The 25,225-nt window shown below is 73.9% G+C and carries 24 protein-coding genes; 15 read left to right on the forward strand and 9 right to left on the reverse strand.

What is annotated here, in order from left to right; all coding sequences use genetic code 11:
* The first annotated feature begins 40 nt into the window (after positions 1 to 40).
* Positions 41 to 1,414 (forward strand): serine hydrolase domain-containing protein, encoded by a 1,374-nt coding sequence (locus AAH979_RS16155; protein WP_346258917.1) that lies wholly within the window; start codon positions 41 to 43, stop codon positions 1,412 to 1,414.
* A 38-nt stretch (positions 1,415 to 1,452) separates the two neighbouring features.
* Here AAH979_RS16155 and AAH979_RS16160 read toward each other — a convergent pair whose 3' ends face one another.
* Entirely contained in the window at positions 1,453 to 2,271 is an 819-nt protein-coding gene (locus AAH979_RS16160; protein WP_346258918.1) for a DUF3097 domain-containing protein, read from the reverse strand.
* Positions 2,272 to 2,371: 100 nt separating this feature from the next.
* Between AAH979_RS16160 and AAH979_RS16165 the strand changes: the two genes are divergently transcribed.
* Positions 2,372 to 3,163: a hypothetical protein gene (locus AAH979_RS16165; RefSeq protein ID WP_346258919.1), complete on the forward strand. Its 792-nt coding sequence runs from the start codon at positions 2,372 to 2,374 to the stop codon at positions 3,161 to 3,163.
* A gap of 400 nt (positions 3,164 to 3,563) precedes the next feature.
* The gene (locus tag AAH979_RS16170) at positions 3,564 to 4,904 is read left to right on the forward strand and encodes a hypothetical protein (protein WP_346258920.1); all 1,341 of its coding nucleotides are present in this window, start codon (positions 3,564 to 3,566) and stop codon (positions 4,902 to 4,904) included.
* Between the two features lie 107 nt (positions 4,905 to 5,011).
* Here the strand turns inward: AAH979_RS16170 and AAH979_RS16175 are convergent, their stop codons facing one another.
* From AAH979_RS16175 to fabG, 4 genes are all read right to left on the reverse strand, one after another.
* Positions 5,012 to 5,791, reverse strand: coding sequence for an HAD-IIA family hydrolase (locus AAH979_RS16175; protein ID WP_346258921.1), 780 nt, complete (start codon positions 5,789 to 5,791; stop codon positions 5,012 to 5,014).
* Positions 5,792 to 6,015: 224 nt separating this feature from the next.
* Positions 6,016 to 7,044 carry a ferrochelatase gene (locus AAH979_RS16180; protein ID WP_346258922.1) on the reverse strand — a complete coding sequence of 343 codons (1,029 nt, stop codon included), beginning with the start codon at positions 7,042 to 7,044 and terminating at the stop codon, positions 6,016 to 6,018.
* A 78-nt stretch (positions 7,045 to 7,122) separates the two neighbouring features.
* A complete protein-coding gene (gene fabI / locus AAH979_RS16185) occupies positions 7,123 to 7,896 on the reverse strand; it encodes an enoyl-ACP reductase FabI (RefSeq protein ID WP_318399352.1) in 774 nt (257 codons plus the stop codon).
* Positions 7,897 to 8,011: 115 nt separating this feature from the next.
* The gene (gene fabG / locus AAH979_RS16190; RefSeq protein WP_346258923.1) at positions 8,012 to 8,716 is read right to left on the reverse strand and encodes a 3-oxoacyl-ACP reductase FabG; all 705 of its coding nucleotides are present in this window, start codon (positions 8,714 to 8,716) and stop codon (positions 8,012 to 8,014) included.
* A 158-nt stretch (positions 8,717 to 8,874) separates the two neighbouring features.
* On the opposite strand from fabG, the gene AAH979_RS16195 reads away from it, so the two are divergent.
* From AAH979_RS16195 to AAH979_RS16215, 5 genes are all read left to right on the forward strand, one after another.
* The gene (locus AAH979_RS16195; protein WP_346258924.1) at positions 8,875 to 10,155 is read left to right on the forward strand and encodes a sensor histidine kinase; all 1,281 of its coding nucleotides are present in this window, start codon (positions 8,875 to 8,877) and stop codon (positions 10,153 to 10,155) included.
* A gap of 127 nt (positions 10,156 to 10,282) precedes the next feature.
* Positions 10,283 to 10,948 (forward strand): response regulator transcription factor, encoded by a 666-nt coding sequence (locus tag AAH979_RS16200; RefSeq protein ID WP_346258925.1) that lies wholly within the window; start codon positions 10,283 to 10,285, stop codon positions 10,946 to 10,948.
* Positions 10,949 to 11,154: 206 nt separating this feature from the next.
* Complete coding sequence (locus tag AAH979_RS16205; RefSeq protein ID WP_346258926.1) at positions 11,155 to 12,102, forward strand: alpha/beta hydrolase; 948 nt, start codon at positions 11,155 to 11,157, stop codon at positions 12,100 to 12,102.
* Between the two features lie 20 nt (positions 12,103 to 12,122).
* A complete protein-coding gene (locus AAH979_RS16210; RefSeq protein ID WP_346258927.1) occupies positions 12,123 to 13,382 on the forward strand; it encodes an acyltransferase in 1,260 nt (419 codons plus the stop codon).
* Between the two features lie 431 nt (positions 13,383 to 13,813).
* The gene (locus AAH979_RS16215) at positions 13,814 to 13,987 is read left to right on the forward strand and encodes a hypothetical protein (protein WP_346258928.1); all 174 of its coding nucleotides are present in this window, start codon (positions 13,814 to 13,816) and stop codon (positions 13,985 to 13,987) included.
* Between the two features lie 160 nt (positions 13,988 to 14,147).
* Here AAH979_RS16215 and AAH979_RS16220 read toward each other — a convergent pair whose 3' ends face one another.
* Genes AAH979_RS16220 through AAH979_RS16230 form a run of 3 tightly spaced genes read right to left on the reverse strand, consistent with a single transcriptional unit; the run spans position 14,148 to position 17,193 of the window.
* On the reverse strand, positions 14,148 to 15,098 hold the full coding sequence (locus AAH979_RS16220; RefSeq protein ID WP_346258929.1) for a VWA domain-containing protein: 951 nt from the start codon (positions 15,096 to 15,098) through the stop codon (positions 14,148 to 14,150).
* Positions 15,095 to 16,051 (reverse strand): DUF58 domain-containing protein, encoded by a 957-nt coding sequence (locus AAH979_RS16225; RefSeq protein ID WP_346258930.1) that lies wholly within the window; start codon positions 16,049 to 16,051, stop codon positions 15,095 to 15,097. Before AAH979_RS16225 ends, AAH979_RS16220 begins: the two co-directional genes overlap by 4 nt.
* A complete protein-coding gene (locus AAH979_RS16230) occupies positions 16,048 to 17,193 on the reverse strand; it encodes a MoxR family ATPase (RefSeq protein ID WP_346258931.1) in 1,146 nt (381 codons plus the stop codon). The genes AAH979_RS16225 and AAH979_RS16230 overlap by 4 nt, the downstream gene beginning before the upstream one ends.
* A 284-nt stretch (positions 17,194 to 17,477) precedes the next feature.
* Between AAH979_RS16230 and AAH979_RS16235 the strand changes: the two genes are divergently transcribed.
* The 3 genes from AAH979_RS16235 (at position 17,478) to AAH979_RS16245 (ending at position 19,752) form a co-directional block, all read left to right on the forward strand.
* Positions 17,478 to 17,735, forward strand: a complete 258-nt coding sequence (locus tag AAH979_RS16235) for a hypothetical protein (RefSeq protein WP_346258932.1) — start codon at positions 17,478 to 17,480, stop codon at positions 17,733 to 17,735.
* 137 nt (positions 17,736 to 17,872) lie between these two features.
* Complete coding sequence (locus AAH979_RS16240; protein WP_346259012.1) at positions 17,873 to 18,352, forward strand: PH domain-containing protein; 480 nt, start codon at positions 17,873 to 17,875, stop codon at positions 18,350 to 18,352.
* On the forward strand, positions 18,349 to 19,752 hold the full coding sequence (locus AAH979_RS16245) for a PH domain-containing protein (RefSeq protein ID WP_346258933.1): 1,404 nt from the start codon (positions 18,349 to 18,351) through the stop codon (positions 19,750 to 19,752). Before AAH979_RS16240 ends, AAH979_RS16245 begins: the two co-directional genes overlap by 4 nt.
* On the opposite strand, the gene AAH979_RS16250 is transcribed toward AAH979_RS16245, so the two are convergent.
* Positions 19,736 to 20,881: a phosphatase PAP2 family protein gene (locus AAH979_RS16250; RefSeq protein ID WP_346258934.1), complete on the reverse strand. Its 1,146-nt coding sequence runs from the start codon at positions 20,879 to 20,881 to the stop codon at positions 19,736 to 19,738. The two genes, AAH979_RS16245 and AAH979_RS16250, sit on opposite strands and share 17 nt — an antisense overlap.
* Before the next feature lie 143 nt (positions 20,882 to 21,024).
* On the opposite strand from AAH979_RS16250, the gene AAH979_RS16255 reads away from it, so the two are divergent.
* The 4 genes from AAH979_RS16255 to AAH979_RS16270 all read left to right on the forward strand — a co-directional run bounded on the left by AAH979_RS16255 (position 21,025) and on the right by AAH979_RS16270 (position 25,218).
* Complete coding sequence (locus AAH979_RS16255; RefSeq protein WP_346258935.1) at positions 21,025 to 21,579, forward strand: helix-turn-helix transcriptional regulator; 555 nt, start codon at positions 21,025 to 21,027, stop codon at positions 21,577 to 21,579.
* On the forward strand, positions 21,576 to 22,253 hold the full coding sequence (locus AAH979_RS16260) for an ABC transporter ATP-binding protein (protein ID WP_346258936.1): 678 nt from the start codon (positions 21,576 to 21,578) through the stop codon (positions 22,251 to 22,253). The genes AAH979_RS16255 and AAH979_RS16260 overlap by 4 nt, the downstream gene beginning before the upstream one ends.
* The gene (locus AAH979_RS16265; RefSeq protein WP_346258937.1) at positions 22,250 to 24,538 is read left to right on the forward strand and encodes an FtsX-like permease family protein; all 2,289 of its coding nucleotides are present in this window, start codon (positions 22,250 to 22,252) and stop codon (positions 24,536 to 24,538) included. The genes AAH979_RS16260 and AAH979_RS16265 overlap by 4 nt, the downstream gene beginning before the upstream one ends.
* Positions 24,539 to 24,741: 203 nt before the next feature.
* On the forward strand, positions 24,742 to 25,218 hold the full coding sequence (locus AAH979_RS16270; protein ID WP_346258938.1) for a thioesterase: 477 nt from the start codon (positions 24,742 to 24,744) through the stop codon (positions 25,216 to 25,218).
* The last annotated feature ends 7 nt before the right edge of the window (positions 25,219 to 25,225 follow it).

A 25,225-nucleotide genomic window follows, 5' to 3' on the forward strand; every position in this document is an offset into this window, starting at 1 on the left:
TTCAGTCCGGTTCCCGTACCCGAGTCCCAGGAGGCAGCCCGTGGCCCCCCTGCCGCCGGAGTCCGGCCTACTGCCGGAGACCACCCGCCGGATCGACGCGCTCGTCGCCCAGGCCCAGGCCACCGGCCGGGCGCCCTCGCTGATCCTCGGGGTGCTCCGGGCCCCGGCCGCCGCCGGACCCGGTCCGGGCGGCGGGCTCGTGCACGTCGCCACGGCCGGCGAGACCCCGCCGCCGGACCCGGACATCCAGTACCGGATCGGCTCGATCACCAAGACGATGACCGCGGTACTGCTGCTGCGCCAACGCGACGAGGGGCTGCTCGACCTGGACGATCCGCTGGACCGGCACCTGCCCGGCAACCCGGTCGGCGCCGTCCGGCTGCGTCAACTCCTCGGCCACGTCGCCGGCCTGCAACGCGAACCGGACGGCGAGTGGTGGGAACGCTCCGCCGGTGCCGGCCTGGACGCCCTGCTGGCCGGTCTGACCAGCGACAAGCTGGCCTTCCCGGCACACCGCACCTTCCACTACTCCAACCTGGCGTACGGGCTGCTCGGAGCGGTGCTGGAGCGGGTCACCGGGGAGTCGTGGTGGAAGCTCGTCCGGTCCCGGCTGCTCGATCCACTGGGGATGGTCCGCACCTCCTACCAGCCGGCCGAACCGTACGCCCGCGGCTACGTCGTACATCCCTGGCACGGCACACTGCGCGAGGAGCCGCGTACCGACACCGGGGCGATGGCACCGGCCGGACAGCTCTGGGCCAGCCTGGCCGACCTGGCCCGATGGGCCGGCTTCCTCGCCGATCCGGATCCGGAGATCCTCTCCCCGGACACCCTGGCCGAGATGTGCGTTCCGGTGGCAATGGCCGACCTGGACTCCTGGACCGCCGGCTACGGGCTCGGCGTGGAACTGCACCGGGTCGGCGAACGGGTGTACACCGGGCACGGCGGCTCGATGCCCGGCTACGTGGCCACGCTCTCGGTGCACCGGCCGTCCGGCACCGGCGTGGTGGGCTTCGCCAACGCGTACGGGCTACGCGCCGGATCAGTGCCGGTGCTCGGCCGGCAGGTGCTCAGTACGGTGCTCGACGCCGAACCCCCGCCGGTCCCGCCCTGGCGTCCGGCGACGGCACCGCCGGCCCCGGAGATCGCCGAGTTGACCGGCCGCTGGTGGTGGATGGGTCGGGAGTTCGAGGTCGCCTGGGAGCCGACCGTCGAGGAACTGGTCTTCACCCAACTGCCGGTCGGTGCCGCACCGCGCTGGCGGTTCGGCCGGGACGCCACCGGCCGCTGGCGGGGCCGCTCCGGCATGAACAACGGTGAGGTCCTCGCCGTCCGGCGCGACCCGACCGGTGCGGCCACGGCCCTGGACATCGCCACCTTCGTCTTCACCCGCGACCCCGACCGCCTCGGCTGATTCCGGCACGGGAGGTTTCGCCGGTGACGGGCGGCAGCTCAGGGCGCGGTCGGGGCCGTGACGAAGTCGATGAGGCGTTCCATCGCGTTGATCAGGGGTGTCTCCACGTCGTGGAAGTTGTCCACCCGGGCGAGGATGCGCCGCCACATCTCGGCCGGCTCGGCAACCCCGAGGGCGGCACAGACACCCTCCTTCCACGGCCGTCCCGGCGGCACCACCGGCCACGCCCGGATGCCGAGCGCCGACGGCTTCACGGCCTGCCACACGTCGACGTACGGGTGGCCGGTGACCAGCACGTCCGGCGAGGTGACCGCCGCGACGATCCGGCTCTCCTTCGACCCGGGCACCAGGTGGTCGACGAGTACCCCCAGCCGCCGTCCCGGGCTCGGGCCGAACTCGCGGACCCGAGACGCGAGCGCGTCGATGCCGTCCAACGGCTCCACCACCACGCCCTCGATCCGCAGGTCGTCGCCCCAGATCCGCTCCACCAGCGCCGCGTCGTGCACGCCCTCCACCCAGATCCGGCTGGCCTTGGCCACCTGGGCGGGTACCCCGGCCACCGCCACCGATCCGGAGGCGGTCCGTCGGCGCGGCGCCGGTGCCGCCGACGGCGCCGGCCGGCGCAACGTCACCGGCTCCCCGTCGAGCAGGAACGCCGCCGGCAGCAGCGGGAAGTTCCGCCGCCGGCCGTGCCGGTCCTCCAGCACCACCGCACCGGACTCGAAACCCACCACCGCGCCGCAAAACCCCGAGTCGGCGTCCTCGACCACCAGGTCGGCCTCGGCCGGCACCTCCGGTATCACCTTGCGCCGCCGCCAGTCCCCGGCGAGCACGTCGTCGCCGTACATCCTCCCCATGGGAGGCGACGCTAGCCGCTCGCGGCCGGCCGGTCGGCGTTGACGCGCCGCCGAGCCCGCACCCGAGACAGCCGACACAGGAAGCACGTACCCTAGCCGCATGTCCCCCGCAACGGGCGCGGCGACTCTCGTGGCGCGCCGGTCCAGCCGCTTTGTGGCCTGGGTACGCGCATGGCGTGCCGGGCTCGTGCCGTACGACGAGATCGCCGACGAGATCGCCGCCGGCGAGGAGCACCTCGTCGCCGACGCCCCCGGCGCCTGGACCGACATACCGCTGCGCGACGCGCTCTCCGCCTTCTCCAAACTCTCGCCCGACGAGATCCGGCTGGTGCTGCCCGCTCCCGGCGATCCGCGCGGGCTCCCCGGTCCCGGCCCGTTCGCCTCGGCGGCCCTGCTGGCCGGCGAGGCGGTGGTCGCCCGCGGCCTGGGCGTGATTCCCGAGGTACGCACGCACACCAGCGGGTCCGGCGTGACGTTCGAGACGGTGCTCTGGCGGGTCTATCCGCTGCCGGAGACCGCTCCGGCCGCCTCGCTGGGCAATCCCGGTGCGGCCGAGGCCGAGGCCGAACTGGCGGTGACCCTGGCCGAGGCGACCGCGGCGCTGGCCCGGCTCGACGTCGCGCAGTGGCGTCCGGAACTGGCCGGTGCGCTCGCCGCACTGCGCCGCCCGGACAACGGGATGGACCTGCCGCCCGGCTTCGACCCGCGCTCCCGCCGGCTGTTCGCCCGGGCCAGCGTGCTGGACCAGGTGCTCGCGCTGGCCGAGCACGCCGCACCCGGTGGTTCGGTCAACGGATACGAGGCACAACAGCGCGACGCCGCGCTGCGCCCGCTCACCGCCGCCTGCCGCCGGGCGGTCGTGGCGGCCTGCAACGCCCCGCTCTCGGTCTGAGGTCGCCGTCCGTTCCGCCGAGCCGTCGCCCAAGCTGCGGTGATCGGCCCGCCGGCCCGCACCGGCGAGGAGACCGGCTTCTCCGAACGATCCCGACCCCTCCAACCCGCACTTACGTCCGCTGTAAGTGCCAGTGCCGCGTTGATCGGGTGGAAACCGGTTCAATGCGCCGACATCCGCGTAATTGCCGAGTACGGACCTGTTTCGTGGTAGGCCGACCGGCTCGTGGATGGCGGGACGACGGGGAAAGATCCCGGATACAAAGGTGCGGTAGGGTCCTCGTTCCATGGGCGGCACCCCGAATACGATCGATCTCGCACAGACCTCCTCCGCGAATCCTCCCGGATCCCGGCGACAGTGGTTCAACCGTCGCTCCGTCGTCGAACTGAGCTGGGTGTTGTTGGTCCTGGTCATTGCCAGCGCCCTCTGCATGGCCCGCTACGAGGACCCCCGCCGGATCGCCTCCTCCGGCGACAGTTACTGGTACATGCGGCAGGCGCAGATCTTCGCCGGCGCCGATCCGGCGACCGCGTCGGCCCAGGCATCCTTTCAGGTGTGCCGCGACATCAACCGTTCGGCCAAAGAGCGGAGAATGCCCCGCGCCTGTCGCAACGGATATCCCCAGGCAGGCATTTCTCCCAGGTACATCGCGATTTTCGACAGCCGGCCCGGATATCCGCTGTTCGCGGTACCGTTCGTGAAGATCCTCGGCCTCTGGCAGGGCATGGCCGCGGCGACGCTGATCATCGCGGTCGGCGTCGGCCTGCTCACCTATCTGGCCGTCTGGCTCGCCTTCGGAATACGCCTGGTCTCCGTCATCGCGGCGGCCATGGTCTATACCCTGCCGACCGGCTTCTGGATAACCCGGATGCTGGCCGACGGTGCGATGATGGTCGGCTGCCTCGCCGTGCTGATCGGCGCGATGCTGCTCTGGCGAAACCGGTTCAGCGGGATACCGATCGCGCTCGCGGGCTTCGCCTGGACTTTCTCCACCAAGTCGGCGAACGGCGTCGCCATGGCCCTGGTACTGCTGGCCGCGAGCCTCGGCGCGCTGCTGACCCGGTTCCCGAACCGGCGCGGCGCGCTGCTCACCGGTGGGCTCGGCCTGGCCACCCTGGTCGGCTGGTTCGCGCTCAGCGCGGCCCTCAAGCTGCCGTCGTTGAGCGAGGCCATCCAGGACTACGCGACCACCCACTACATCCGGCCGGACACTCCCGAGCCGTACACCTGGCTCTGGGAGAGAAACCTCCTATGGTGGCCGGGCGCTCTCGAACACATGATCGTCTCCCCGCTTCCCCTGATCGCGGTGATTATCGCAACGCTGATCTTCGTCATCCGCACCAGACACCTCACCTTCCTGTGGCTGGGTACCGGGCTGAGCGGGCTGGCGATGCTCGTCGCGAAGCCGGTCGACTCGGAGGTGGAACGGCTGATGATCCCGGTCTGGATCCTGGTCTCCGCCGCCCTCGGGTACGCCATCGTGGCGGCGCTTCCGGCCGGCTGGTCCGGCCGGCCCGGCACGGAGGGAGCCGCCCGGCCCGTGGACCGGCCGCCGTCACCGACGCCGAGCCGACCGGACCAGCCCGGTCGGCCAGCGCCCGGAGCCGGCACGGAGGCGGCCGGTCCGGCCGACGAAACGCGCACCGGTCCGGCCGACGAGGCGCGCAGCGGTCCGGCCGGCCGGGAGCGCACAGATCCGGCCGACGACGGTCTGAATCCGGCCGGGCCCGCAATGGCCTGAGCCGGTCCACGACCGTCTGAACAGAGCCGGCCACACGGGACGGAGAAGCCGGCACCGACCCCGCGCTCGCGCACCGCGAAGGTGGCGTGCTGCGGTCGGTGCCGGGCTCAGATCTCGTCGATCAGGTCGGCGACCGAGGAAACGATCCGGGACGGCAGGTACGGATAGCGTTCCGCCTCGGCCCGGGTGCTGATCCCGGTCAGCACCAGTACGGTCTGCAACCCGGCCTCCAGCCCGCAGAGGATGTCGGTGTCCATCCGGTCGCCGATCATCGCGGTCGTCTCGGAGTGCGCGTCGATGGTGTTCAGCGCCGACCGCATCATCATCGGGTTCGGCTTGCCGACGAAGTACGGCTCCACCCCGGTCGCCTTCGAGATCATCGCCGCCACCGAACCGGCGGCCGGCAGGGCACCCTCGGCGGACGGGCCGGTCGGATCCGGGTTGGTGCAGATGAACCGGGCCCCGCCGTCGATCAGCCGGACCGCCTTGGTGATCGCCTCGAAGCTGTACGTCCGGGTCTCGCCCAGCACCACGTAGTCGGGTGCGAAGTCGGTCAGCACGTACCCCACGGCGTGCATCGCGGTGGTCAGCCCGGCCTCCCCGATCACGTACGCCGTGCCGCCGGGGCGCTGGTCGGCCAGGAACTGCGCGGTGGCCAGCGCGGCGGTCCAGATCGCATGCTCGGGGACGTCGAAGCCCATCCGGTTCAGCCGGGCCTGGAGATCCCGGGCGGTGTAGATCGAGTTGTTGGTGAGGATCAGGAACGGCTTGCCCGAGGCGCGCAGTGCCCGGACGAACTCGGGCGCGCCGGGCACCGGCTGCCCCTCGTGCACCAGCACCCCGTCCATGTCGGTGAGCCAGCTCTCCACCGGCTTCCTGTCGCTCATGCCGGCACTCCGCTGCGCTCCGTGCCGTCATGAGGCACACCCACACCGAGCTGGCCGATTCCCTCGCTACGCTCGCTCATGCCGGCACTCCGCTGCGCTCCGTGCCGTCATGAGGCACACCCACACCGAGCTGGCCGATTCCCTCGCTACGCTCGCTCATGCCGGCACTCCGCTGCGGTGGGCGTGCGGGCTGCTCTCGTTCATGGCTCTCCTAGCGGATGGGGTCAGGGGCGCCGGACCGGCTGGCAGCAACCGGCCGGACAGGTGTCCCAGGCGGGCAGCGTACCCAGCCGGCGTCGCGCCGCCGTGTCGGCCGGGTTAAGCCGCTCGGTCACCAGCTCCCGGACCATCGCCACGAACCTCGGGTCGGTGCCCGGGGTACCGGCCCGGACGAAGTCGAGGCCGAGCTGCTTGGCGGTCGCCGCCGCCTCGGTGTCCAGGTCCCAGACCACCTCCAGGTGGTCGGAGACGAAGCCGATCGGGCTGACCACCACCGAGGTGACGCCGTCGGCCGCGAGCACCCGAAGGTGGTCGTTGACGTCCGGCTCCAGCCACGGCACCTGGGGCGGACCGGAGCGGCTCTGCCAGACCAGGTCGTACGGCAGGCCGGGGGCGGCCCGCTCGGCCACCAGCGCGGCGGTCTCGCGGAGCTGGGCCTCGTACCTGCCGCCCTGCGGTCCGGCGGAGGCGGCCATCGAGACCGGGATCGAGTGGGCGGTGAAGACCAGCCGGGTGCTGTCCCGCCGGGCCGGGTCGAGGGTGGCCAGCGCGTTGGCCACCGCGTCGGCGTGCGGCTCGACGAACCCGGGATGGTCCCAGTACTGCCGCAGCTTCTCGATCCGGGGCGCGTCCGGGCCCACCGCCGCCCGGGCGGTCGCGATGTCCTCCAGGTATTGCCGGCAGGAGGAGTAGCCGCCGTAGGCGCTGGTCACGAAGCCGAGAGCCGAGGTGACGCCGTCGTCGCGGAGCTGGGCCACGGTGTCGGCGAGCATCGGATGCCAGTTGCGGTTGCCCCAGTACACCGGGAGGTCGAGCCCGTGCGCGGCGAAGTCGGCGCGGATCGCGGCGAGCAGGTCCCGACACTGCTGGTTGATCGGCGACACGCCACCGAAGTGCTGGTAGTGCTCGGCGACCTCGGCCAGCCGGTCCGGTGGCACGTTCCGCCCCCGGGTGACGTTGGCCAGGAACGGCAGGACGTCCTCCGGCCGTTCCGGGCCACCAAACGAGATCAACACAACGGCGTCGTACGACATGCCACCATTGTTCCCGCCCCGGCCGAGCCGGCGGGCAGGGCCCCGCCCGCCGGCAGCGCCGGACGGACGGGGCCCTCCTCACATCGCGGCGCCGAGCGCGTGGTAGCCGCCGTCGACGTGCACGATCTCACCGGTGGTGGCCGGGAACCAGTCGGAGAGCAGGGCCAGGCAGGCCCGCGCGGCCGGCTCCTGGTCGGTCAGTGCCCAGCCCAGCGGGGCCCGCTCGGCCCAGGCCTCCTCGAACTGCTGGAAGCCGGGGATCGACTTCGCCGCCATGGTGCGCAGCGGCCCGGCCGAGACCAGGTTGCTGCGGATCCCCTTCGGGCCCAGGTGCAGCGCCAGGTAGCGGGAGGCGGACTCCAGCCCGGCCTTGGCCACCCCCATCCAGTCGTACACCGGCCAGGCCTTGGTGGCGTCGAAGGTGAGCCCGACCACCGCGCCACCGGCGCTCATCAGCGGCAGCGCGGCCACCGCGAGCGCCTTGTAGGAGTACGTCGAGACGTGCACCGCGGTCGCCACGTCCTCCCACGGCGCGTCCAGGAAGCCGCCGCCGAGGCAGCTCTGCGGCGCGAAGCCGATCGAGTGCACCACCCCGTCCAGCCCGTCGACGTGCTCGCGGACCCGGTCCGCCAGGCTGGCCAACTGCTCGGCGTCGGTGACGTCCAGCTCGATCACCGGGGCCGGCTCGGGCAGCCGCTTGGCGATCCGCTCGACCAGCGACATCCGGCCGAAGCCGGTGAGTACCACCGTCGCACCGTTCTCCTGGGCGAGCTTCGCGACCGAGAACGCGATCGACTGGTCGGTGATGACACCGGTGACGAGCAGCCGCTTGCCGGCCAGCAGTCCAGACACGTGAAGATCCTCCATACCCTCGTGGTCCCCCGCGTCCCGTGGCCGGTCCGGGTCCGTCCCGGCCGATCACGGCGCCTGGGCGATTGTGCCAGTCGGTGCCCCGGGCCCGGGCCGGTCAGTGCCCCATGCCGAGGCCGCCGTCCACCGGGATGACCGCCCCGGAGACGTAGCCGGCGGCGTCGGAGGCCAGCCAGGCCACCACCCCGGCCACCTCGTCCGGGCTGGCCATCCGGCCCGCCGGGATGGACTTGCGGATCTCCGCCTTGCGCTCCTCGGTGAGCACCGCCGTCATGTCGGTGTCGATGAACCCGGGCGCGACCACGTTGGCGGTGATGTTGCGGCTGCCCAGCTCGCGGGTGATCGACCGGGCCACCCCGACCAGGCCGGCCTTGCTCGCCGCGTAGTTCACCTGGCCGGCGCCGCCGGAGAGGCCGACCACCGAGGAGACGAAGACCATCCGACCCCACCGGGCCCGGAGCATCTTGCCGGAGGCCCGCTTGGCGCACCGGAACGCGCCGGTCAGGTTGGCGTCGACCACCCGGGTGAACTGCTCCTCGGACATCCGCAGCAACAGCGTGTCGTCGGTGATCCCGGCGTTGCACACCAGCACCTCGACCGGGCCCAGCTCCGCCTCGACCGCCGAGAACGCCTCGTCAACCTGGGCACTGTCGGTGATGTCACACCGGACGCCGAACAGGTCGGCGGGCGGGTTGCTGCCCCGGTGGGTGACCGCCACCCGGTCGCCCTGTTTGGCGAAGGCCTGCGCGATGGCCAGGCCGATGCCCCGGTTGCCTCCGGTCACCAGCACGGTTCGGGCCACGGATGTCCTCCTCACGGACGGTACGGACGTGCGGGTTGGAGACTAGGCGCTACCGGCAGGTAATCCGTAACCCGGGTGGCGTGCTACCCGGGTACTACCGGCGGAATCGTGCCACGGGGTGACGACGGTCGGGCTCCGGCACCCGTACCCTGCCCCTGATGGAGAACGGCACCGCTGCGGTCCTGCGCGTCGGCCGGGACGACCTGCGCCGGCTGCTGGTCGGGGCGGACTTTCCGCTGTCCCCGCCGCTCGGCCCGCCCGGCAGGTGGCGGCGAGTGTGGCGGGGCGCCCGGCCGTTCCTGGCGCCGGTGCTGGTCTTCGCCCTGGTCGGCATCACCATCGCCGGCATCCAGTACCTCACCGACACCCGGGACCTGCCCGGATGGCTGGCGATCGGGCTCGGCGTCGGCGGGACCCTGCCGGCGGTGCTGGCCCCGCTCCGCCCGCTGCTCGCCTGGCGGTTCGGCTACCCCCTGCTCTACCTCGGTGTGATCGGCGCGCTGCCGGACGAGGACTGGCCGTGGAGCCCGGTGCAGATCATCGCCTTCTTCTTCGTCCTGCTGGTGCTGGCCGCCCGGACCAGCCTGGGGATCGCCGCCTGGGCGGGGCTGCTCAGCGTGCTGCCGGTGTACCTGTTCGTGCCGGCCCAGGCGAACGCGCACGGGGTCGCCCTCCTCTTCCTGGCGATCCTGATCGTCGGCGACCAGGTGCGGCGGCGCCGGCAGAGCCAGCGAGCCCTGGCCGAGCAGGCCGAGCGCAGCGAGCTGGAGCAGGCTCGCCGGGCGGTGCTGGAGGAACGGACCCGGATCGCCCGGGAGATGCACGACGTGGTCGCGCACCACATGTCGATGATCGCGGTGCAGGCGGAGACCGCACCGTACCGGCTGACGGAGCTGCCCGAGCCGGCCCGGGCCGAGTTCACCGCGATCGCCGGGTCGGCCCGGGAGGCGCTGGTGGACATGCGCCGGCTGCTCGGCGTACTCCGCAGCGAGTCGGCGGCACCGGAGACCGCGCCGCAGCCGGGGCTGGCCGACGTACCGGAGCTGGTCGAGGCGGCCCGCCGGGCCGGGATGGCGGTGACGGTCGCCACCGGTCCGGAGCCGGCGCAGGGCCGGCCGGTGCCGGAGGCGGTCGGGCTGGCCGCGTACCGGATCATCCAGGAGGCGCTGGCCAACGCGGCCCGGCACGCTCCCGGGACCGCCGTGCGGGTGTCGGTGGACGCGGACGACCGGGCGCTGACCGTCGGCGTCTGGAACGACCCGGCCGGTCCCGGCGCCGGCCGCCCGGGAGACGCCGCCGGCCCCGCCGGGCACGGACTGACCGGGATGCGGGAGCGGGTCCGGCTGCTCGGCGGCCGGCTGCGGGCCGGCCCGACCGACGACCAGGGGTACGTGGTCACCGCGCACCTGCCCTACGACCCGGAGCCGACCGAACGGTGAACCTTCGCCAACCTGAATCGCGCGACGTACCCGCCCCGACCTCCACCTGCGGCCGGGACGGACCGCAGGGGGCGGTTGACAGCGGTCCGGTGCGGACGGCCGGCGCCGAGCACGACGGAGGTCCGCGATGATCCGGGTGCTGATCGCCGACGACCAGGCGATGGTCCGGCAGGGGTTCGGGGCGCTGCTGGCGGCCCAGCCCGACCTGCTGGTGGTCGGGGACGCGGCGAACGGCGCCGAGGCGGTCACCGCGGCCCGGCGGCTCGACCCGGACGTGGTGCTGATGGACGTCCGGATGCCGGTGCTGGACGGCCTGGCCGCGACCCGGCAGCTCCTCGGCGACCGGCCGGAGGCGGACCGGCCCCGGGTGCTCATCCTGACCACCTTCGACCTCGACGACTACGTCTACGAGGCGCTGCGGGCCGGCGCCAGCGGCTTCCTGCTCAAGGACGCCCCGGCCGCCGACCTGGTGCACGCGGTCCGGGTGGTCGCGGCCGGGGACGCGCTGCTCGCCCCGGCGGTGACCCGCCGGCTGATCGCCGAGTTCGCCGCCCGGCCCGGCCGGGACCGGCCCCGGCCGGTCAGCCTGGCCGGGCTCACCCCCCGGGAGACCGAGGTGCTCCGGCTGATCGCCCGGGGCCGCTCCAACGGCGAGATCGCCGCCGAGTTGGTGGTCGCCGAACAGACCGTGAAGACCCACGTCGGGCGGATCCTGAGCAAGCTCGACCTGCGCGACCGGGCCCAGGCGGTCGTCGTCGCGTACGAGTCCGGGCTGGTCACCGCCGGCGACTAGTTCCCCGGCCCGCCGGCTGGTACCCCGGTCTGCCGAGCCGGCGCGGTACGCCTCCGGGCGGCGGGCGGCCCGCACCGGTCGGGTCGTCCCCCGGTAGCCCGGCGGTAGTCCCCGGGTAGCCCGCCGAAAGCCGTCCCGTGGCGTGACGCGGCAACCCATGCCGACCACGCATTCTCTGCTCCGAAGGCGATCGGAGGGAGATCGGGATGGTGTGGCGACCGGCGGTACGGGGAGCGGTGGCCGGGCTGCTCGCGCTGGGGCTGATGGTGCCGCCGCCGGCCGGGGCGAGCGAGGTGGCGGTGGCGCGGGCCGGGTTCGTCGAGGCGTACCCGGCGGTGGCGGCGGCGATGCGGACGGCCGGTGCGCCGTACGCCGGCTGGGTGGCCGCCGGCCGCTCCTTCCTGGCGTTCGATCCGCACGGTGACGGGCTGGCCGTGGAGGTGCTCGGCGACCTCGGCACCGCCGACCGGATCGCGGTGCTGGTGCCGGGGGTGGACAGCACGCTGCGGGACTTCGACCGCGGCCTGGGCGGGGTACGCCGGCGCGCCCCGGCCGCCCAGGCCCGCGCCCTGTACGACGAAATCCGCGCCACCCGGCCGGGTGCCCGGGTGGCCGTGCTGGCCTGGCTCGGCTATGACCCGCCGAACGGGCTGGGCCGGGCGGCGGCCCGCTCGGAGCACGCGCGGGCCGGGGCGGACGCCCTGGTCGAGCTGACCCGGACGCTGGCCCGGCACCGCCCCGACGCGACGGTGACGCTGGTCGGGCACAGCTACGGCGCGCTGGTGGTCGGGCTGGCCGCACCGGAGGTGCCGCCGCAGGTGACCGACCTGGTGACGCTGGCCGGGATCGGGATGGGCGTGGACCGCGCCGCCGCGCTGGGCACCGGAGCCCGGGTCTGGGCCGCCGAGGCGCCGGACGACTGGATCCGCCGGCTGCCCCCGGTGCGGGTGTTCGGCTTCGGGCACGGCGTCCGGCCGGCCAGCCCCGAGTTCGGGGCCCGGCCGCTGCCGGTGGACGGGGTGACCGGCCACGACGGCTACCTGGTGCCGGGCAGCGCGACGCGGCACGCGGCGGCCCTGGTCGTACTCGGCGTGGCCGGGACGACCACCGGCACGGCCGGCCCTGCCACCGGGACGGCGGTGACCCCCCGGTGAGCGTCCTCGACCGACGATCGATGAACCCCCTCGAACGGCGGCGAACCGACGGCGCGGCCCCGCACCCGTCCTCCCGGGCCGGATCGGACGGCGGCGGCCGGGACCGGGGTATCGACGGGCTGCGGGCGTACGCGATCGGCGGGGTGGTGTTCGGGCACTGGCTGGTCACCGCCCTGGTACTCGGCCCGGACGGCGCGCTGGGCACGGCCAGTCCGCTGGCCGCGATGCCGGCGCTGGTCCCGGTGACCTGGCTGTTCCAGACGCTCGGGCTCTTCTTCTTCGTCAGCGGGTACGCCTCGGCCCGGTCGCTCCGCTCGGCCGCCGCCCGGGGCCTCGGCCCGGCACGGTGGCTGCGCCAGCGGCTCGGTCGACTGGGCCGGCCGGTGCTGCTGCTGCTCGGCGGCTGGCTGGCGGTGCTGGCCGTGGCCGCCCTGCTCGGCACTCCGGCGGGCACCCTGCGTACCGTCGCCACGCTGGTGGTCAGTCCACTGTGGTTCCTGCTGCCGTTGGTGGTGCTGATCGCGTCGACCGCCCCGCTGGCCCGGGCACTGGACCGGTACGGGCCGGTCCGGCTGGCGGTACCCGCCGTGGCGTTGGTCACGCTGAGCGACCTGGCCGGGCGGAGCGGCGATCCGTCGGGCTGGCCGGTACCGCTGCCCGGGGACGGGGTGTGGCGGGTACCGGTCGCGGTGCTGGCCGGCTGGCTGCTGCCGTACCTGCTCGGGATGGCCCTCGCCGACGGCCGGCTCGGCGGCCGGCGGACCGCCGTCGGGCTGTTGCTGGCCGGTGCCGCCGGGATGGCCGGGCTGGGCTGGGCGGGCTATCCGCTCAGCGCGGTCGGGGTACCCGGGGACGGCATGTCCAACCTGGACCCGCCGTCACTGTTCGCGGTCAGCCTGGCGCTGGCCCAGGTCGGCGCGGCGCTGCTGGTCCGGCAGGTGCTGGCCGGCGCGCTGGCCCGGCCGGGCCGGTGGGCCGCGGTGAACCGGCTCAACACCGTGGCGATCAGCGTCTACCTGTGGCACCAGAGCACCCTGCTCGGGGTGACCGCGCTGGCCGCGCTCGCCGCCCGGCTGGCCGGCACGGGTCCGGTACCCGGACTGCACACGGTGCCGGACGGGCCCGGCTGGGTGGCCGCCCGGCTGGCCTGGCTGCCGCTGCTGGTCCTGGTCCTGTCCGTGCTGGTCGGGCGGGCCGGCGGCGACCGGCGGCGGCACCGCGACGGCCAGCGGCCGGCGTCCGGGACGCTTCCGGGCGTCCCGGACCGGCACGGACAGTGACCCTTGCCACCTGAACCGCGCGGCGCATGCGCCCGACTTCCACCTGCGGCCACGACGGACCCAAGGGGAGGCTGAAAGGGTTCAGTGACGAGCAGCGGGGCCTGATCCGCGCCCGGCAACGGTCGGAGTGCCGACACCCGGGGACCCGAATGGCCGACTGCGGCCACCGGGCTCTCCGGGTGTACGATGACTCACGTTCCAGGTCCGGTCGACAGATGGAGGTGATCGCTGTGCGAAATAGCGATCCTCCCAGTCGTGGCCGGGTCCTTGGTCAGTCCGCCTGAGCCGTGACATCTCCCGCCGACTGACCCAGTTCCGCTCCACACCGCATCCCCGGACCACTCCGGCATCTGCCGGCGTGCCGTCCCCGCTGTGCGAATCCGACGGCTGTCGCCGAGCCGAGGTGTGTGGAGCCGCCCGGTCACGACTTCGTGTGCGCGTCCACTGATCCCCGAGACACCCCGCCCGGCCCTGCGCCGGCCCGGGAGGTCTCCAGTCGCCACCCGGAGAGCAGAATCATGCAGCGTTACGTCGCCCCGCTGGGCTTCACCCTCGCCGCCGCCTGGGTCGTGCTGGTCTTCATCCTGGTCCGCGCGACCCCGTGACGACCGCCACCCCCGGGCCGACCGTCGACCCGTCCACCGGCGCCGTCCGCACGGTCGTCCGAGCGGCAGTCGTCCGTCCGCACGTACCCGGCCGGGCCGGTGACCGGCACCGACCGGGTACGTCCGCACACCTGTCCCCGCCCCGGCCGGCGCCCGCCCGTCAGACCAGGCGGGACGTCCAGAGCAGGCTCAGCCCCGCCGCGCAGAGCGCGAAGAGCAGCGCGATCCCCGCGTACCACTGGGTGATCTCCCGGGCCTCGGTACGAAACCCGATCGAGCTGCCCATGTCCTGGTAGACCTGCTTCAGCTCGTTGACCGAGGCCGCCTCGTAGAAGAAGCCCTGGGTCGTCTCGGCGAGTTCGGCCAGGGCCAGCCGGTCGACCGGCACCCGCTGCACCTGGCCACCGATGTCGACCTGGCCGGAATCGGTGCCGAACGCGATGGTCGAGACCGGCACGTTCGCCGCCTGCGCCGCCGCAGCGGCCTCCTCGATCGAGCGCCCCGAGGTCCGGTAGCCGTCCGAGAGCAGCACGATCCGGGCCGGCGGGATGCCCTGGGCGCCGTCCGCCGGCACCGACCGGATCGCCTCCAGGCAGGTGAAGACGGCCTCGCCGGTCGCGGTAGCCTCGGCCAGCACCAGGCCGTCGATGGCCTGGGTCACCGCCGGGCGGTCCTTGCCCGGCGGTACCAGCACGTTGGCCGACTTGGCGAAGGCGACCAGCCCGAGGTTGTAGGTCGGCGGCAGCTCCGCGACGAACTGCTTCGCCGCCTCCTGGGCCGCCTCCAGCCGGTTCGGCGGCACGTCGTCGGCCTCCATCGACAGCGACACGTCGATCGCCAGCATGATGGTGGCCCGCTCCAGCGGCTCCTTGGTGTCGACCGCCGGCCGGGCCATCCCGGTGGCCAGGATCAGCAGGCTGAGCAGCATCACCCCGGCCGCGGCGTGCCGGCGCCAGCCGATCCCCTTCGGCGCGAGGGTGCGCAGCAACTCGACGTTGGTGAACCGCATCGCGTACGTACGGCGATGCAGTTGCCGCCAGACGTACGCCCCGGCGAGCAGCAGCACGGGCAGCACGGCCAGCAGCCACCACGGTTGCAGAAAACGGATCATCGTGTCGTCCCCCGGGTACGGGCGTGCCGCTGCGCTGCGACGAAACGCACCATGTCCAGCAGCCAGTCGGAGTCGGTACGCAGCCGCAGGTGCGCCGCTCCGGCGGCCCGCAGCTGGTGGGCGATGGCGGCACGCTGGGCGGCCGCCGCGGCGGCGTAACGGCGCCGCAACCGTGGGTCGGCGGTCTGCACCTCGTGCAGCTCCCCGGTCTCGGGGTCGACGACGGGCAGCACCCCGACGTCCGGCAGCTCCAGTTCCCGCGGGTCGACCACCTCGACGGCGAGCACCTCGTGCCGGACCCCGAGCTTGCGTACCGGGCGTCCCCACTGCTCCGGCGGGGCCAGGAAGTCGGAGATCACCACGGCCATCCCGCGTCGCCGGGGCGGGCGGTTGAGCGCGTCGACCAGCAGACCGAGGTCGGTCCGCCCCGGCCGGGTCGGCGTGCCGGCGATGGTCCGGAGCAGTCCCTGCGCCTCCTTGCGCCCCGGCCGGGCGGGCAACCGCAGCACCCCCGGTGGCGTGGCCGGGGATCCGGTCCGGCCGTCCCGGGGCGGGCCGGTGCCGATCACCGCGCCGATCCGGTTGCCGCCGCGCACGGTCAGGTGGGTGATCGCCGCCGCCGCCGCGATCACGAGTTCCCGCTTGAGCCAGCGGCCGGTGCCGAAGTCGAGGCTGGCCGACAGGTCCACCGCCAGCCAGGTCTCCAGCTCCCGGTCGGCGACCGTACGCCGGACGTGCGGCACGGTCGTCCGGGCCGTCACCGGCCAGTCCATCCGGCGTACGTCGTCGCCGGGGCGGTATTCCCGGGACTCCCCCGCCTCGGTGCCGGGCCCCGGCAGCAGGCCGAGGTAGTCGCCCTGGAGCAGCCCGTCGAGTTTGCGGGTGACCAGCAACTGCAACCGGGAGAGTACGGCGTCGGCCCGGGCCGGACTGCTGTCGGTCGCCGACATCATGCCGGCGGGCGCCCGGGCCACGCCGGGTTGGCCGCCGGCACCCCGGACGCGGGCCCGAGGACGGGTCCGGAACCGTTCGGCGGGGCGGGGGTGGCGTTCTGCCGGGGCGCGACCGAGGGCAGCGGGATGGTGGACATCACCCGGTCGACGACGTGGTCGGCGGGGATGTTGTCGGCCAGCGCGTCGTAGCTGAGCACCAGCCGGTGCCGGAGGATGTCCGGGGCGATGTCCTGGACGTCCTGCGGCAGCGCGTAGTCCCGGCCGCGCATCAGGGCGAGCGCCCGGGTGGCCCGGACGATGCCGAGCGAGGCGCGCGGGCTGGCGCCGTACTGGATGAGCTGGGCCACGTCCGGCATCCCGTGCTCGGCCGGTGCGCGGGTGGCCAGCACCAGGCGTACGGCGTAGTCGACCAGGGCGTTATGCACGAAGACCTTGTCGGCCTTCTGTTGCAGCCCGACGAGTTCGAGCGGGGTGAGGACCGACGCCGGCTCGGGGGCGCTGACCCCCATCCGGTAGACGATCTCGCGCTCCTCGGCGTCCGTGGGGTAGCCGACGATGATCTTCATCAGGAAGCGGTCCCGCTGCGCCTCGGGCAGCGGATAGACACCCTCCTGCTCGATCGGGTTCTGGGTGGCCATCACCAGGAACGGGTTCGGCACCCGGTGGGTCTGCCCGCCGATCGACACCTGCTGCTCGGACATCACCTCGAGCAGCGCCGACTGCACCTTGGCCGGTGCCCGGTTGATCTCGTCGGCGAGCAGGAAGTTCACGAAGACCGGCCCGAGCTCGACGTCGAACTTCTCGCTCGACTGCCGGTAGATCCGGGTACCGACGATGTCCGCGGGGACCAGGTCCGGAGTGAACTGCACCCGGGCGAAGGTACCGCCGACCACCCGGGCCAGGGTCTCCACCGCGAGCGTCTTGGCCACCCCCGGTACCCCTTCGAGCAGGCAGTGCCCGCGGGCCAGCAGGGCGACGAACATCCGCTCCACCATCCGGTCCTGCCCGACGATGACCCGCTTGACCTCGAAGAGGGCTCGTTCCAGCAGGGTGGCGTCCTCGGCCGGGGTGCTGCCCACGGTGGGGACGGCACCGCCGACGTCGGGCGGGGTCGGGGTGTCGGGCGTCGTCGGCTGGGCCACCGGTCCTCCACAGCGGGGTCAGGAAATCAGGGGTCGGCGCGCGCCGACGCCCCCAAGCGTCGCACGTCGAGCTGAGAGACCGCGAAGGGAGAACCGGATTTGCGGTTCCATCCCGCGCATTTGCGCCTCGGCGAGGCGCGCAATCCGGAAAACGGTCGATGGTGGGTAGACATAGAGGGGTTTTCTCTGTGTACGATGCAGCGAATCGCCGGGCGGCTCCCCCCGTGGCCGCCCGGCGATCTCTTCCTCCGGGCTCCCTCCGCCGGCGCCGTAGACTCGCCGCCGTGAGTGACGGGTCCGCAGCCGCGAGCGGTGGCTCTCCACCGGCAGACAGCCCGCCCCGGATCTGCTCGGCCCGGGGCTGCCGGGCAGCGGCCGTCTGGGCGTTGCACTGGAACAATCCCCGGCTGCACACCCCGCAGCGGCGCAAGACCTGGCTCGCCTGTGCCGACCACCGCCGCTCGCTCGGCGACTTCCTCGGCGCGCGCGGGTTCCTTCGCGAGGTAACACCCGCCGGGGGATCGCCTACGCTCGACACGTGAGCGAGCGAGGCGGCGACCGAAGCGAGCACGGCAGCGCAGACCGAAGCGAGCACGGCGAGGACGACCGAAGCGAGCACGGCGCGGCGTCGACCGGTGAGCCGGCGTCCGGACGGTCCCGAGCCGGGCCGACCGACCCGCTGGAGCCGTGGCCGGAGACCGTGCACTGGCAGCCGGTCTCCACCGACCTGATCAAGGTGGAGGCACTGCGGCTCGGCATCGGCATGCTGGCCCTCGCCGCCGGCGCCGGAGTCGGCCTGGCGCTCACCGGCCACTGGTTCTTCGGCCTCCTGCTCGGCGCGGTGGTCGTGCTGACCGTCTGGCGGCTGGCGGTGATCGTCCGGGCCGTCCGGGCCTGGGGGTACGCCGAGCGCGACCACGACCTGCTGGTCCGGCACGGCCTGCTGGTCCGGCGGCTGTCGATCGTGCCGTACGCCCGGATGCAGTTCGTCGATGTCACCGCCGGGCCGCTGGAACGGGCCTTCGACCTGGCCACCGTGCAACTGCACACCGCCGCCGCCGCGAGCGACGCCCGGGTGCCCGGCCTGCGTCCGGCCGAGGCGTCCCGGCTGCGCGACCGGCTCACCGCCCTCGGCGAGGACCGGGCGGAGGGTCTGTGACCCCCGAGGAGGCCGCCGAGCCCCGGCAGCGGCTGCACCCGTTGAGTCCACTGCTGCACGGGGCGAAGTCGCTGGTGGTGATCGTCGCCGCGCTCTCCTGGTCGACCCTGTCCCGGGTCGGCCTCGGCTTCTTCGCCCTGCTGGTGGCGGTACTGCTGGTCGGCGCGCTCGCGCTCTCGGTGGTCAGTTGGTACAACACCGGCTACCACATCGTCGGGCGGGAGCTGCGGATCCACGAGGGACTGCTGTGGCGGCGTACCCGGGCGATCCCGCTGGAGCGGTTGCAGTCGGTGGAGGTGGTCCGGCCACTGCTGGCCCAGCTCAGCGGGCTGGCCGAGCTGCGGCTGGAGGTGGTCGGCGGCGGCAAGACGGAGGCGCCGCTGGCGTACGTCACGGTGGCCGACGCGGTGGCGCTGCGGGAACGCCTGCTGGTGCTGGCCGGCCGGGCGCCGTCCGGCCCGACCGGAGCGCCCGCCGAGGCCGCCGGCCCCGACACGGTACCGCCCGGGCAGCCCGGAGCGCCGTGGCCGGGTCAGCCCGGCGTACCCGGCCTTCCGGGGCTGGTCGGCACCGCCGAGCCACCGGCCGGCCGGCACCTGCACGCGGTGTCCAACCGCGACCTGCTGGTCAGCCAGCTCCTCACCCCGCAGGCGTTCCTGCTGCCGTTCGGCCTCGCCTTCGTGCTGACCCAGTTCTTCACCGAGGGCTCGTGGTCGTTCATCGCGGTCGCCAGCACCCTCACCGCGATGGCCGGGGTGGTGCTCCAGCCGATCCGGCGGGTACTGGACGACTGGAGTTTCCGGCTGGCCCGCGACGACGCCGCGCTGCGGGTCCGGCACGGTCTGCTGGAGACCCGGGCCCAGACCGTACCGCTGGACCGGCTCCAGGCGATCGGGGTCACCTGGCCGCTGCTCTGGCGGATGAAGGGGTGGCTGCGGATGCGGCTGTCGGTCGCCGGGATCGCCAGCGGTGAACTGGACGACCGGAGCCACCCGGACCGGCTGCTGCCGGTCGGCGACCTGGGCACGGCACAAATGATCATGTCGGAGATCCTTCCCGGGGTGGCGATCACCGGCACCCTCACCCCGCCGCCGGCCCGGGCCCGCTGGGTGCACCCGCTGGCCCGTACCGCGCTCGGCGCCGGGCTCTCCGCCCGGGTCTTCGCGGTCCGCTCCGGACTGCTGACCCGGGAACTCCTCGTCGTGCCGTACGCCCGGATCCAGAGCGTACGGGTGGTGCAAGGTCCGCTGCAGCGCCGGCTGCGGCTGGCCACCGTCTACGCGGACACGGCCGGCGGGCCCGGCGCGGCAGCCCGGGACCGGGACCTGTACGAGGCGTGGGCGCTGGCGGCGGAACTGACCGTCCGGGCCCGGGCCGCCCGGGTCAGCGACCCGCGCTGACCGTCCGCTCCGGCGCCGGCCCCGACTCCGGCCCGCTGTCGGTGCCTGCCCCGGCCCGGGCACCTGTGCTGGCCTTCGGGGCGCTGTCGACGTCCGGCCCGGGCTCCCCGGCCGGCCCGGTGCCGGCCTGGGAGGTCGCCGCCCCGGCCGGATCCGGCTCGACCGGCCGGCGGCGGGCCCTGCGCGCCGCCCACCAGCGCTCGGCGAGCCCGACGACCAGGAAGGTCACCCCCACGTACGCCCAGCCGACCAGTACGTCGATCACGTAGTGCTCGCCCGCGTAGACCAGGGTGAAGGTCATCGCCAGCGGGTAGCAGAGCAGCAGCGGCCACCAGCGTCGCCGGGTCGCGCCGAGGAAGAAGACCACCACGAAGAGCGCCCAGGCGGTGTGCAGCGACGGCATCGCGGCAACCGGGTTGGAGGCGATCTGACCGGCGTTGAGCAGGTTGCCGGCGCCGTGCATGCCGAACTCCCGCCAGCCTCGGGTGGAGATCCGGGCGACCTCCTCCAGCATCCCGTACTGGGCGGCCCACCAGGGCGGCGCGGCCGGGTAGAGGAAGTAGGTCACCAGGCCACTGGCGCAGAGAAAGCCCCACCGGCGCATGAACGCCGCCCAGCGGGGTCGGGAGCGCAGCCAGAGCACCACCGCCGCGGCCAGGGTGACCACGAAGTGCGAGAAGTAGACCCAGCTCACCCCGACGTCCCACCAGTGGATGCCGTCCGGGTCGTAGAGGTGCTGTTGCAGCCAGACCGTCGGGACCTGGCCGTCCATCGCCCAGCCGAACATCCACCGGTCGGTGACGATCAGCTCGTAGGCGTGCGGTGTCGCCCCGTTGTCCGCAAACCCCCGGGAGAGGTTGTACAGGGCCAGCAGCACCACCACCGGCAGCCAGTCCCGGGCGAATCCCAGGTGCGTCCGCCAGGGGCGGTCACTGCGCCAGGCTATGGTGGCGGCCCAGAGCCAGGCGAAGGCGTACAGCGGGTCGGTGGGCAGGCCGATCAGCAGCCAGGCGGCGACGAAGGCCACCGCCCAGATCGACATGGCGACGAACCGGCGGCGGCGCCGGCCGTCCGGGGCCGCCGGACCGGGCGGCGGCGCGGGTGGGGTGTCGGTGACGGTAACGAGCATCGCCGTCCAGGTTAACGGCGCCGGTACGCCGGACTCCGGGAGGGACGGACGGCACGCGGTACCGCGCGGACCGTGGGACCGGATTCGATCGGGCTAGCAACTCGCTTGCTAGCTTAGCAACTCAGTTGCTAGTGTCCCGGGCCATGTCGGTCTCCCGGATCCTGCTCGGCCTTCTCGAACCGCACTCCCAACACGGCTACGTGCTGCGCCGCCGCTACGACGAGTGGTTCGGCAACAGCCGCCCGCTCAAGTCGGCCCAGGTCTACGCCACTCTCGGCCGGCTGGACCGGGACGGGCTGATCGACCTGACCGGAGTGGCCAGCGGGGTCGGCCCGGACCGCCGGGTCTACGCCATCACCGAGGCGGGCGTCGGCGAACTCGACCGCTGGCTCGACGAGCCGGAGGTGCCCGAGGTGACCGGCAGCCGGCGGGTGCTCTTCGCCAAGGTGCTGATCGCACTCTCCAGCGGCCGACCGGCCGAGCCGATGCTCGACCGGCAGCGCCAGGCGCACCTGGCCCGGATGCGCGAGCTACGCGCCCAGCGGCAGGCCGGCGACCTGCTCGCGCAGCTCGACGCCGACTTCGAGATGTACCACCTCGACGCCGATCTGAAGTGGATCGACGGCGCCGTCGCCCGGCTCGCCCGGCTGGCCGCGCTGGTATCCCGCGTCGACGACGCGGAGAAGGAGTCCCGATGACATCCCAGGGCAGCACGATGACTCTCCAGGGCCGTGACCTGGCCATCCGGTTCGGCCGGACCGTCGCGCTCGACGGCGCCGACGTGACCATCGCCCCCGGCGAGATCGTCGCCATCATGGGACCGTCCGGCTCCGGCAAGTCGACCCTGCTGCACGTACTCGCCGGCATCCTCCGCCCCGAGCACGGCGAGGTACGCCTCGACGCACAGCGCATCGACAACCTCTCCGACAGCCGGCGCAGCAGCCTCCGGCTCCGGTCGTTCGGCTTCGTGCTCCAGTTCGGCGACCTGGTGCCGGAGCTGTCCCTGCGGGAGAACGTCGAACTGCCGTTACGGCTGCTCGGCAGGCCCCGGGCCGAGGCCCGGCGCCGAGGTGCCGAGTTGCTCGGCCACCTGGCCGTGGCCGAGCTGGCCGACCGGCGCCCGGGGCAGGTCTCCGGCGGTGAGGCACAGCGCGTCGCCGTCGCCCGCGCGCTCGCGCACCGACCGTCGGTGATCTTCGCCGACGAGCCGACCGGGGCGCTGGACAGCGCGGCCGGCGAGGTGGTGCTGGACGCGCTGACCGGGCTGGCCCGCAAGGAGGGCAGGTCGGTCGTGATGGTCACCCACGAGGCCCGGGTCGCGGCGTACGCGGACCGCACCGTCTTCCTCCGCGACGGGCGGGTAGCCGCATGAGGCGGTGGATCTGGCTCGGACTGAGGCTGTCGATCGGCTCCGGGCGGGGCGGGCTGCTGCGTACCGCGCTGATGTCGTCCGGGGCGGCGCTCGGCGTACTGCTGGTGCTGGCGTCGCTGGCCACGGTCTCGGTCGCCGGGGCGCAGCACGAGCGGGCGGAGGCGCGCACGCCGGTACGGGAGGAGAAGCCGGCCAGCCCGTCGGCACTGCGGATCTACGACATTGAGGACGCGGTCGGCGGCCGGGTGCTCCGGCGTACCGCCGTGGTGGGCGCCACCGCGACCAGCCCGCGCCCGCCCGGGGTGGCCGTGCTGCCCGCGCCCGGGGAGATGGTGGTGTCGCCGGCCCTGCGCGACCTGCTCGCCACCGACCCCCGGGCGGCCGGGCGCTTCCCGCAGCGGATCATCGGCACGGTCGGCCCGGCCGGGCTGCTCGCCCCGGACGAGCTGCTGGCCTACGTCGGCGCCCCACCGGCAGCGGTGCCGGAGGAGGATCGGATGCTCGACGAGCACTGGCCGGTCACCGGCTTCGGCCATGCACTGGAGTACGCCCTCGGCCAAGGCTCCGGACCGGACGTCTTCACCCCGGCCCGGATCCTGGCCACCGCCTTCGGGCTCTTCGTGCTGGTCCCGTTCGGCGTCTTCCTGGCCACCTGCGCCCGGCTCTCCGCCTCCACCCGGGACCGCCGGATCGCCGCGCTGCGGCTGCTCGGCGTCTCGGCCCGGCAGGCGACGCTGGTCAACGCGGTGGAGACCGGGGTGGTCACGATCGGCGGCGCGTTGCTCGGCCTGACCGGCTTCGCGATCCTCGCCCCGCTGTCGGAGGGCTGGCGGATCGGCCGGCTGCGCTGGTACGCCGCCGACCTCGCCGTACCGGTCCCGGTGGTCGTCGGCATGCTCGCGCTGACCGTGGCGTACGCGGTCGCCATCGGCGTCCTCGCCACCCGACCGGCCCGGGTCAACCCGCTGGCCGTGCGCCGGGACGCGCCGCACCGCCGGCCCGGCGTCTGGCGGCTGCTGCCGCTGCTGGCCGGGCTCGCCGGGGCGGTGCTGGCCGGCTGGACCGGCCGGCACGAACCCCACCAGTCCGACGCCCTGCTCTTCGCCCTCTCGATGCTGCTCATCGGGCTGGCCTTACCGCTGGCCCTGCCCACCCTCGGGTACGCCGCCGCCGCACTGGTCGCCCGGCTGCCGGGTACCCCGGTCTGGCTGGAACTGGCCGCCGCCCGGCTGCGGCACGCCCCCGGGGTGGCACCCCGGCTGGTCGCCGCCTTCACCGTGATGATCTACGTGGCCGGGATGGGCTCCCTCGGCGTCAGCCTGGTCGTCGACGTCCGCGACCTCGGCGCGGCCGACCCGGGCGGGCCCCGGATGTACTCGGTCCGCGGCCCGGGGCCGATCCCGGCCGCCGAACTGCGGCAGGTCCCCGGCGTGCAGGTCGTCGACCTGGCCAGCCTGCCGGCGACCGTCTCCGGCGAGCAGGGCTATCTGATCGTCGGCGACTGCGCGGACTTCACCGGCATGTTCAGGCTCGACGCCGGGGAATCCTGCGTGGACGGCCGGGTTTACCGGCTGGTGCACGAGCACTGGTTCGGCGGGCCACCGCTGCCGGAGCCGGGTAGTGAGGTGATCGCGCAGGGCGGCACCCGGATCCCGGTACCGGAGCAGATCCTGCACACGCGGATGCGGTTCGACGTGGGGATGGGCGGCATGATGCTGGTCACCCGGCAGGCGCCGGTCGCCGCCACGCTGAACGTCCCGCCGTCCTCCTCGATGCAGTTGGTGGCGAGCGACCCGGCCACCGCCGACCGGGCCGCCCAGGTGCTGGCCGCCCAGGTGCCGAGCCACTATCTCGGCGGCGACCTCGGCGCCCGGCGCGGCTTCGACACGGAACTCCTGGTGACCCTGCTGGTCACCGGGCTCACCGTGACCTTCGTGCTCGGCATCGGGGCGTTCGCCGCCGCCGCGATCGACCGCACGGTGGAGCGGCGCCGCGACAACGCCACGCTGGCCGTGGTCGGCACCAGCCCGCGCACCATCACCGCCGGAGAGGTCGGGTTCGGCACCCTGCCGCTGGTGATCGGGCTCGGCCTGGCCAGCCTGGCGACGGTCACCCTCGCGGCCGTCCTCGCCGGCCTGCTCGACCTGGACGTGGGGCGGGTGTTCGACCGGGTCGCCCCGGCGCTCTGGCTGGCTGGCGGGGCGCTGGCGGTCGGGCTGGTGCTGATCGCCGTACCGGCCTGGCTGACCCAGCGGATCACCGCCGAACAGCTCCGCCGCCCCTGACCGGGCGGCGGTCGGGAGCAGCCGATACCCGGGGCAGCTCGGCCCCCGGGTACCGGCCAGGTCGCCGGCACGGGCGGGCCGCCGGCATTGCGCAGACGAAGGCCCGCCGGGCGTACGGGTCGAAGCTGTGGACTATCCGATAGCGGTACGGCGTGTCGCACCGTGTCGGCAACGCCGGTCGGCGGAACATCTACGCTTTGCCCATGGACCAGGAACACCCGGCCGAGCAGGCGCCGGAGTCACCGTCGGAGTCGGACCCACCGCAGGTCAGCGGGCCCACGACGGAGCCGCAGAGCGTATTTCCGCCGGGCCTGACCGCCCGGGTCGAGCTGACCGTCACCGACGTCGACACCGCGCAGGCGGTCGGCTCCGGCGACGTGCCGGTGCTGGGCACGCCCCGGGTGCTGGCGCTGGCCGAGGCGGCTACCGTCGCCGCCACCGCGAGCCGGCTGCCGGCCGGGATGACCACCGTCGGCATGCGGGTGGAACTCGACCACCGGGTGCCGACCGCGATCGGCCGGACCGCCGTGGCGCAGGCCCGGCTGGCCAAGGTCGACGGGCGGCGGCTGCTCTTCGAGGTGGCCGTCACCGAGGGCGCGACGACGGTAGCCGAGGGCCGGGTGGAACGGGTCCTGGTGGACCGGCACCGGTTCGTGGAGCGGGCTCTCGGTACGGCATGACGACGAC

Source organism: Plantactinospora sp. ZYX-F-223 (assembly GCF_039649625.1).
Classification (GTDB): Bacteria; Actinomycetota; Actinomycetes; order Mycobacteriales; family Micromonosporaceae; genus Plantactinospora.

Coding starts and splice junctions, on each gene's coding strand:
- AAH979_RS16270 (WP_346258938.1), top strand. CDS start 24,742: ATGGACCAGGAACACCCGGCCGAGCAGGCGCCGGAGTCACCGTCGGAG.
- AAH979_RS16250 (WP_346258934.1), bottom strand. CDS start 20,881: ATGCTCGTTACCGTCACCGACACCCCACCCGCGCCGCCGCCCGGTCCG.
- AAH979_RS16175 (WP_346258921.1), bottom strand. CDS start 5,791: ATGAGCGACAGGAAGCCGGTGGAGAGCTGGCTCACCGACATGGACGGG.
- AAH979_RS16200 (WP_346258925.1), top strand. CDS start 10,283: ATGATCCGGGTGCTGATCGCCGACGACCAGGCGATGGTCCGGCAGGGG.
- AAH979_RS16220 (WP_346258929.1), bottom strand. CDS start 15,098: ATGATCCGTTTTCTGCAACCGTGGTGGCTGCTGGCCGTGCTGCCCGTG.
- AAH979_RS16180 (WP_346258922.1), bottom strand. CDS start 7,044: ATGTCGTACGACGCCGTTGTGTTGATCTCGTTTGGTGGCCCGGAACGG.
- AAH979_RS16160 (WP_346258918.1), bottom strand. CDS start 2,271: ATGGGGAGGATGTACGGCGACGACGTGCTCGCCGGGGACTGGCGGCGG.
- AAH979_RS16195 (WP_346258924.1), top strand. CDS start 8,875: ATGGAGAACGGCACCGCTGCGGTCCTGCGCGTCGGCCGGGACGACCTG.
- AAH979_RS16165 (WP_346258919.1), top strand. CDS start 2,372: ATGTCCCCCGCAACGGGCGCGGCGACTCTCGTGGCGCGCCGGTCCAGC.
- AAH979_RS16210 (WP_346258927.1), top strand. CDS start 12,123: ATGAACCCCCTCGAACGGCGGCGAACCGACGGCGCGGCCCCGCACCCG.
- AAH979_RS16260 (WP_346258936.1), top strand. CDS start 21,576: ATGACATCCCAGGGCAGCACGATGACTCTCCAGGGCCGTGACCTGGCC.
- AAH979_RS16255 (WP_346258935.1), top strand. CDS start 21,025: ATGTCGGTCTCCCGGATCCTGCTCGGCCTTCTCGAACCGCACTCCCAA.
- AAH979_RS16265 (WP_346258937.1), top strand. CDS start 22,250: ATGAGGCGGTGGATCTGGCTCGGACTGAGGCTGTCGATCGGCTCCGGG.
- AAH979_RS16205 (WP_346258926.1), top strand. CDS start 11,155: ATGGTGTGGCGACCGGCGGTACGGGGAGCGGTGGCCGGGCTGCTCGCG.
- AAH979_RS16225 (WP_346258930.1), bottom strand. CDS start 16,051: ATGATGTCGGCGACCGACAGCAGTCCGGCCCGGGCCGACGCCGTACTC.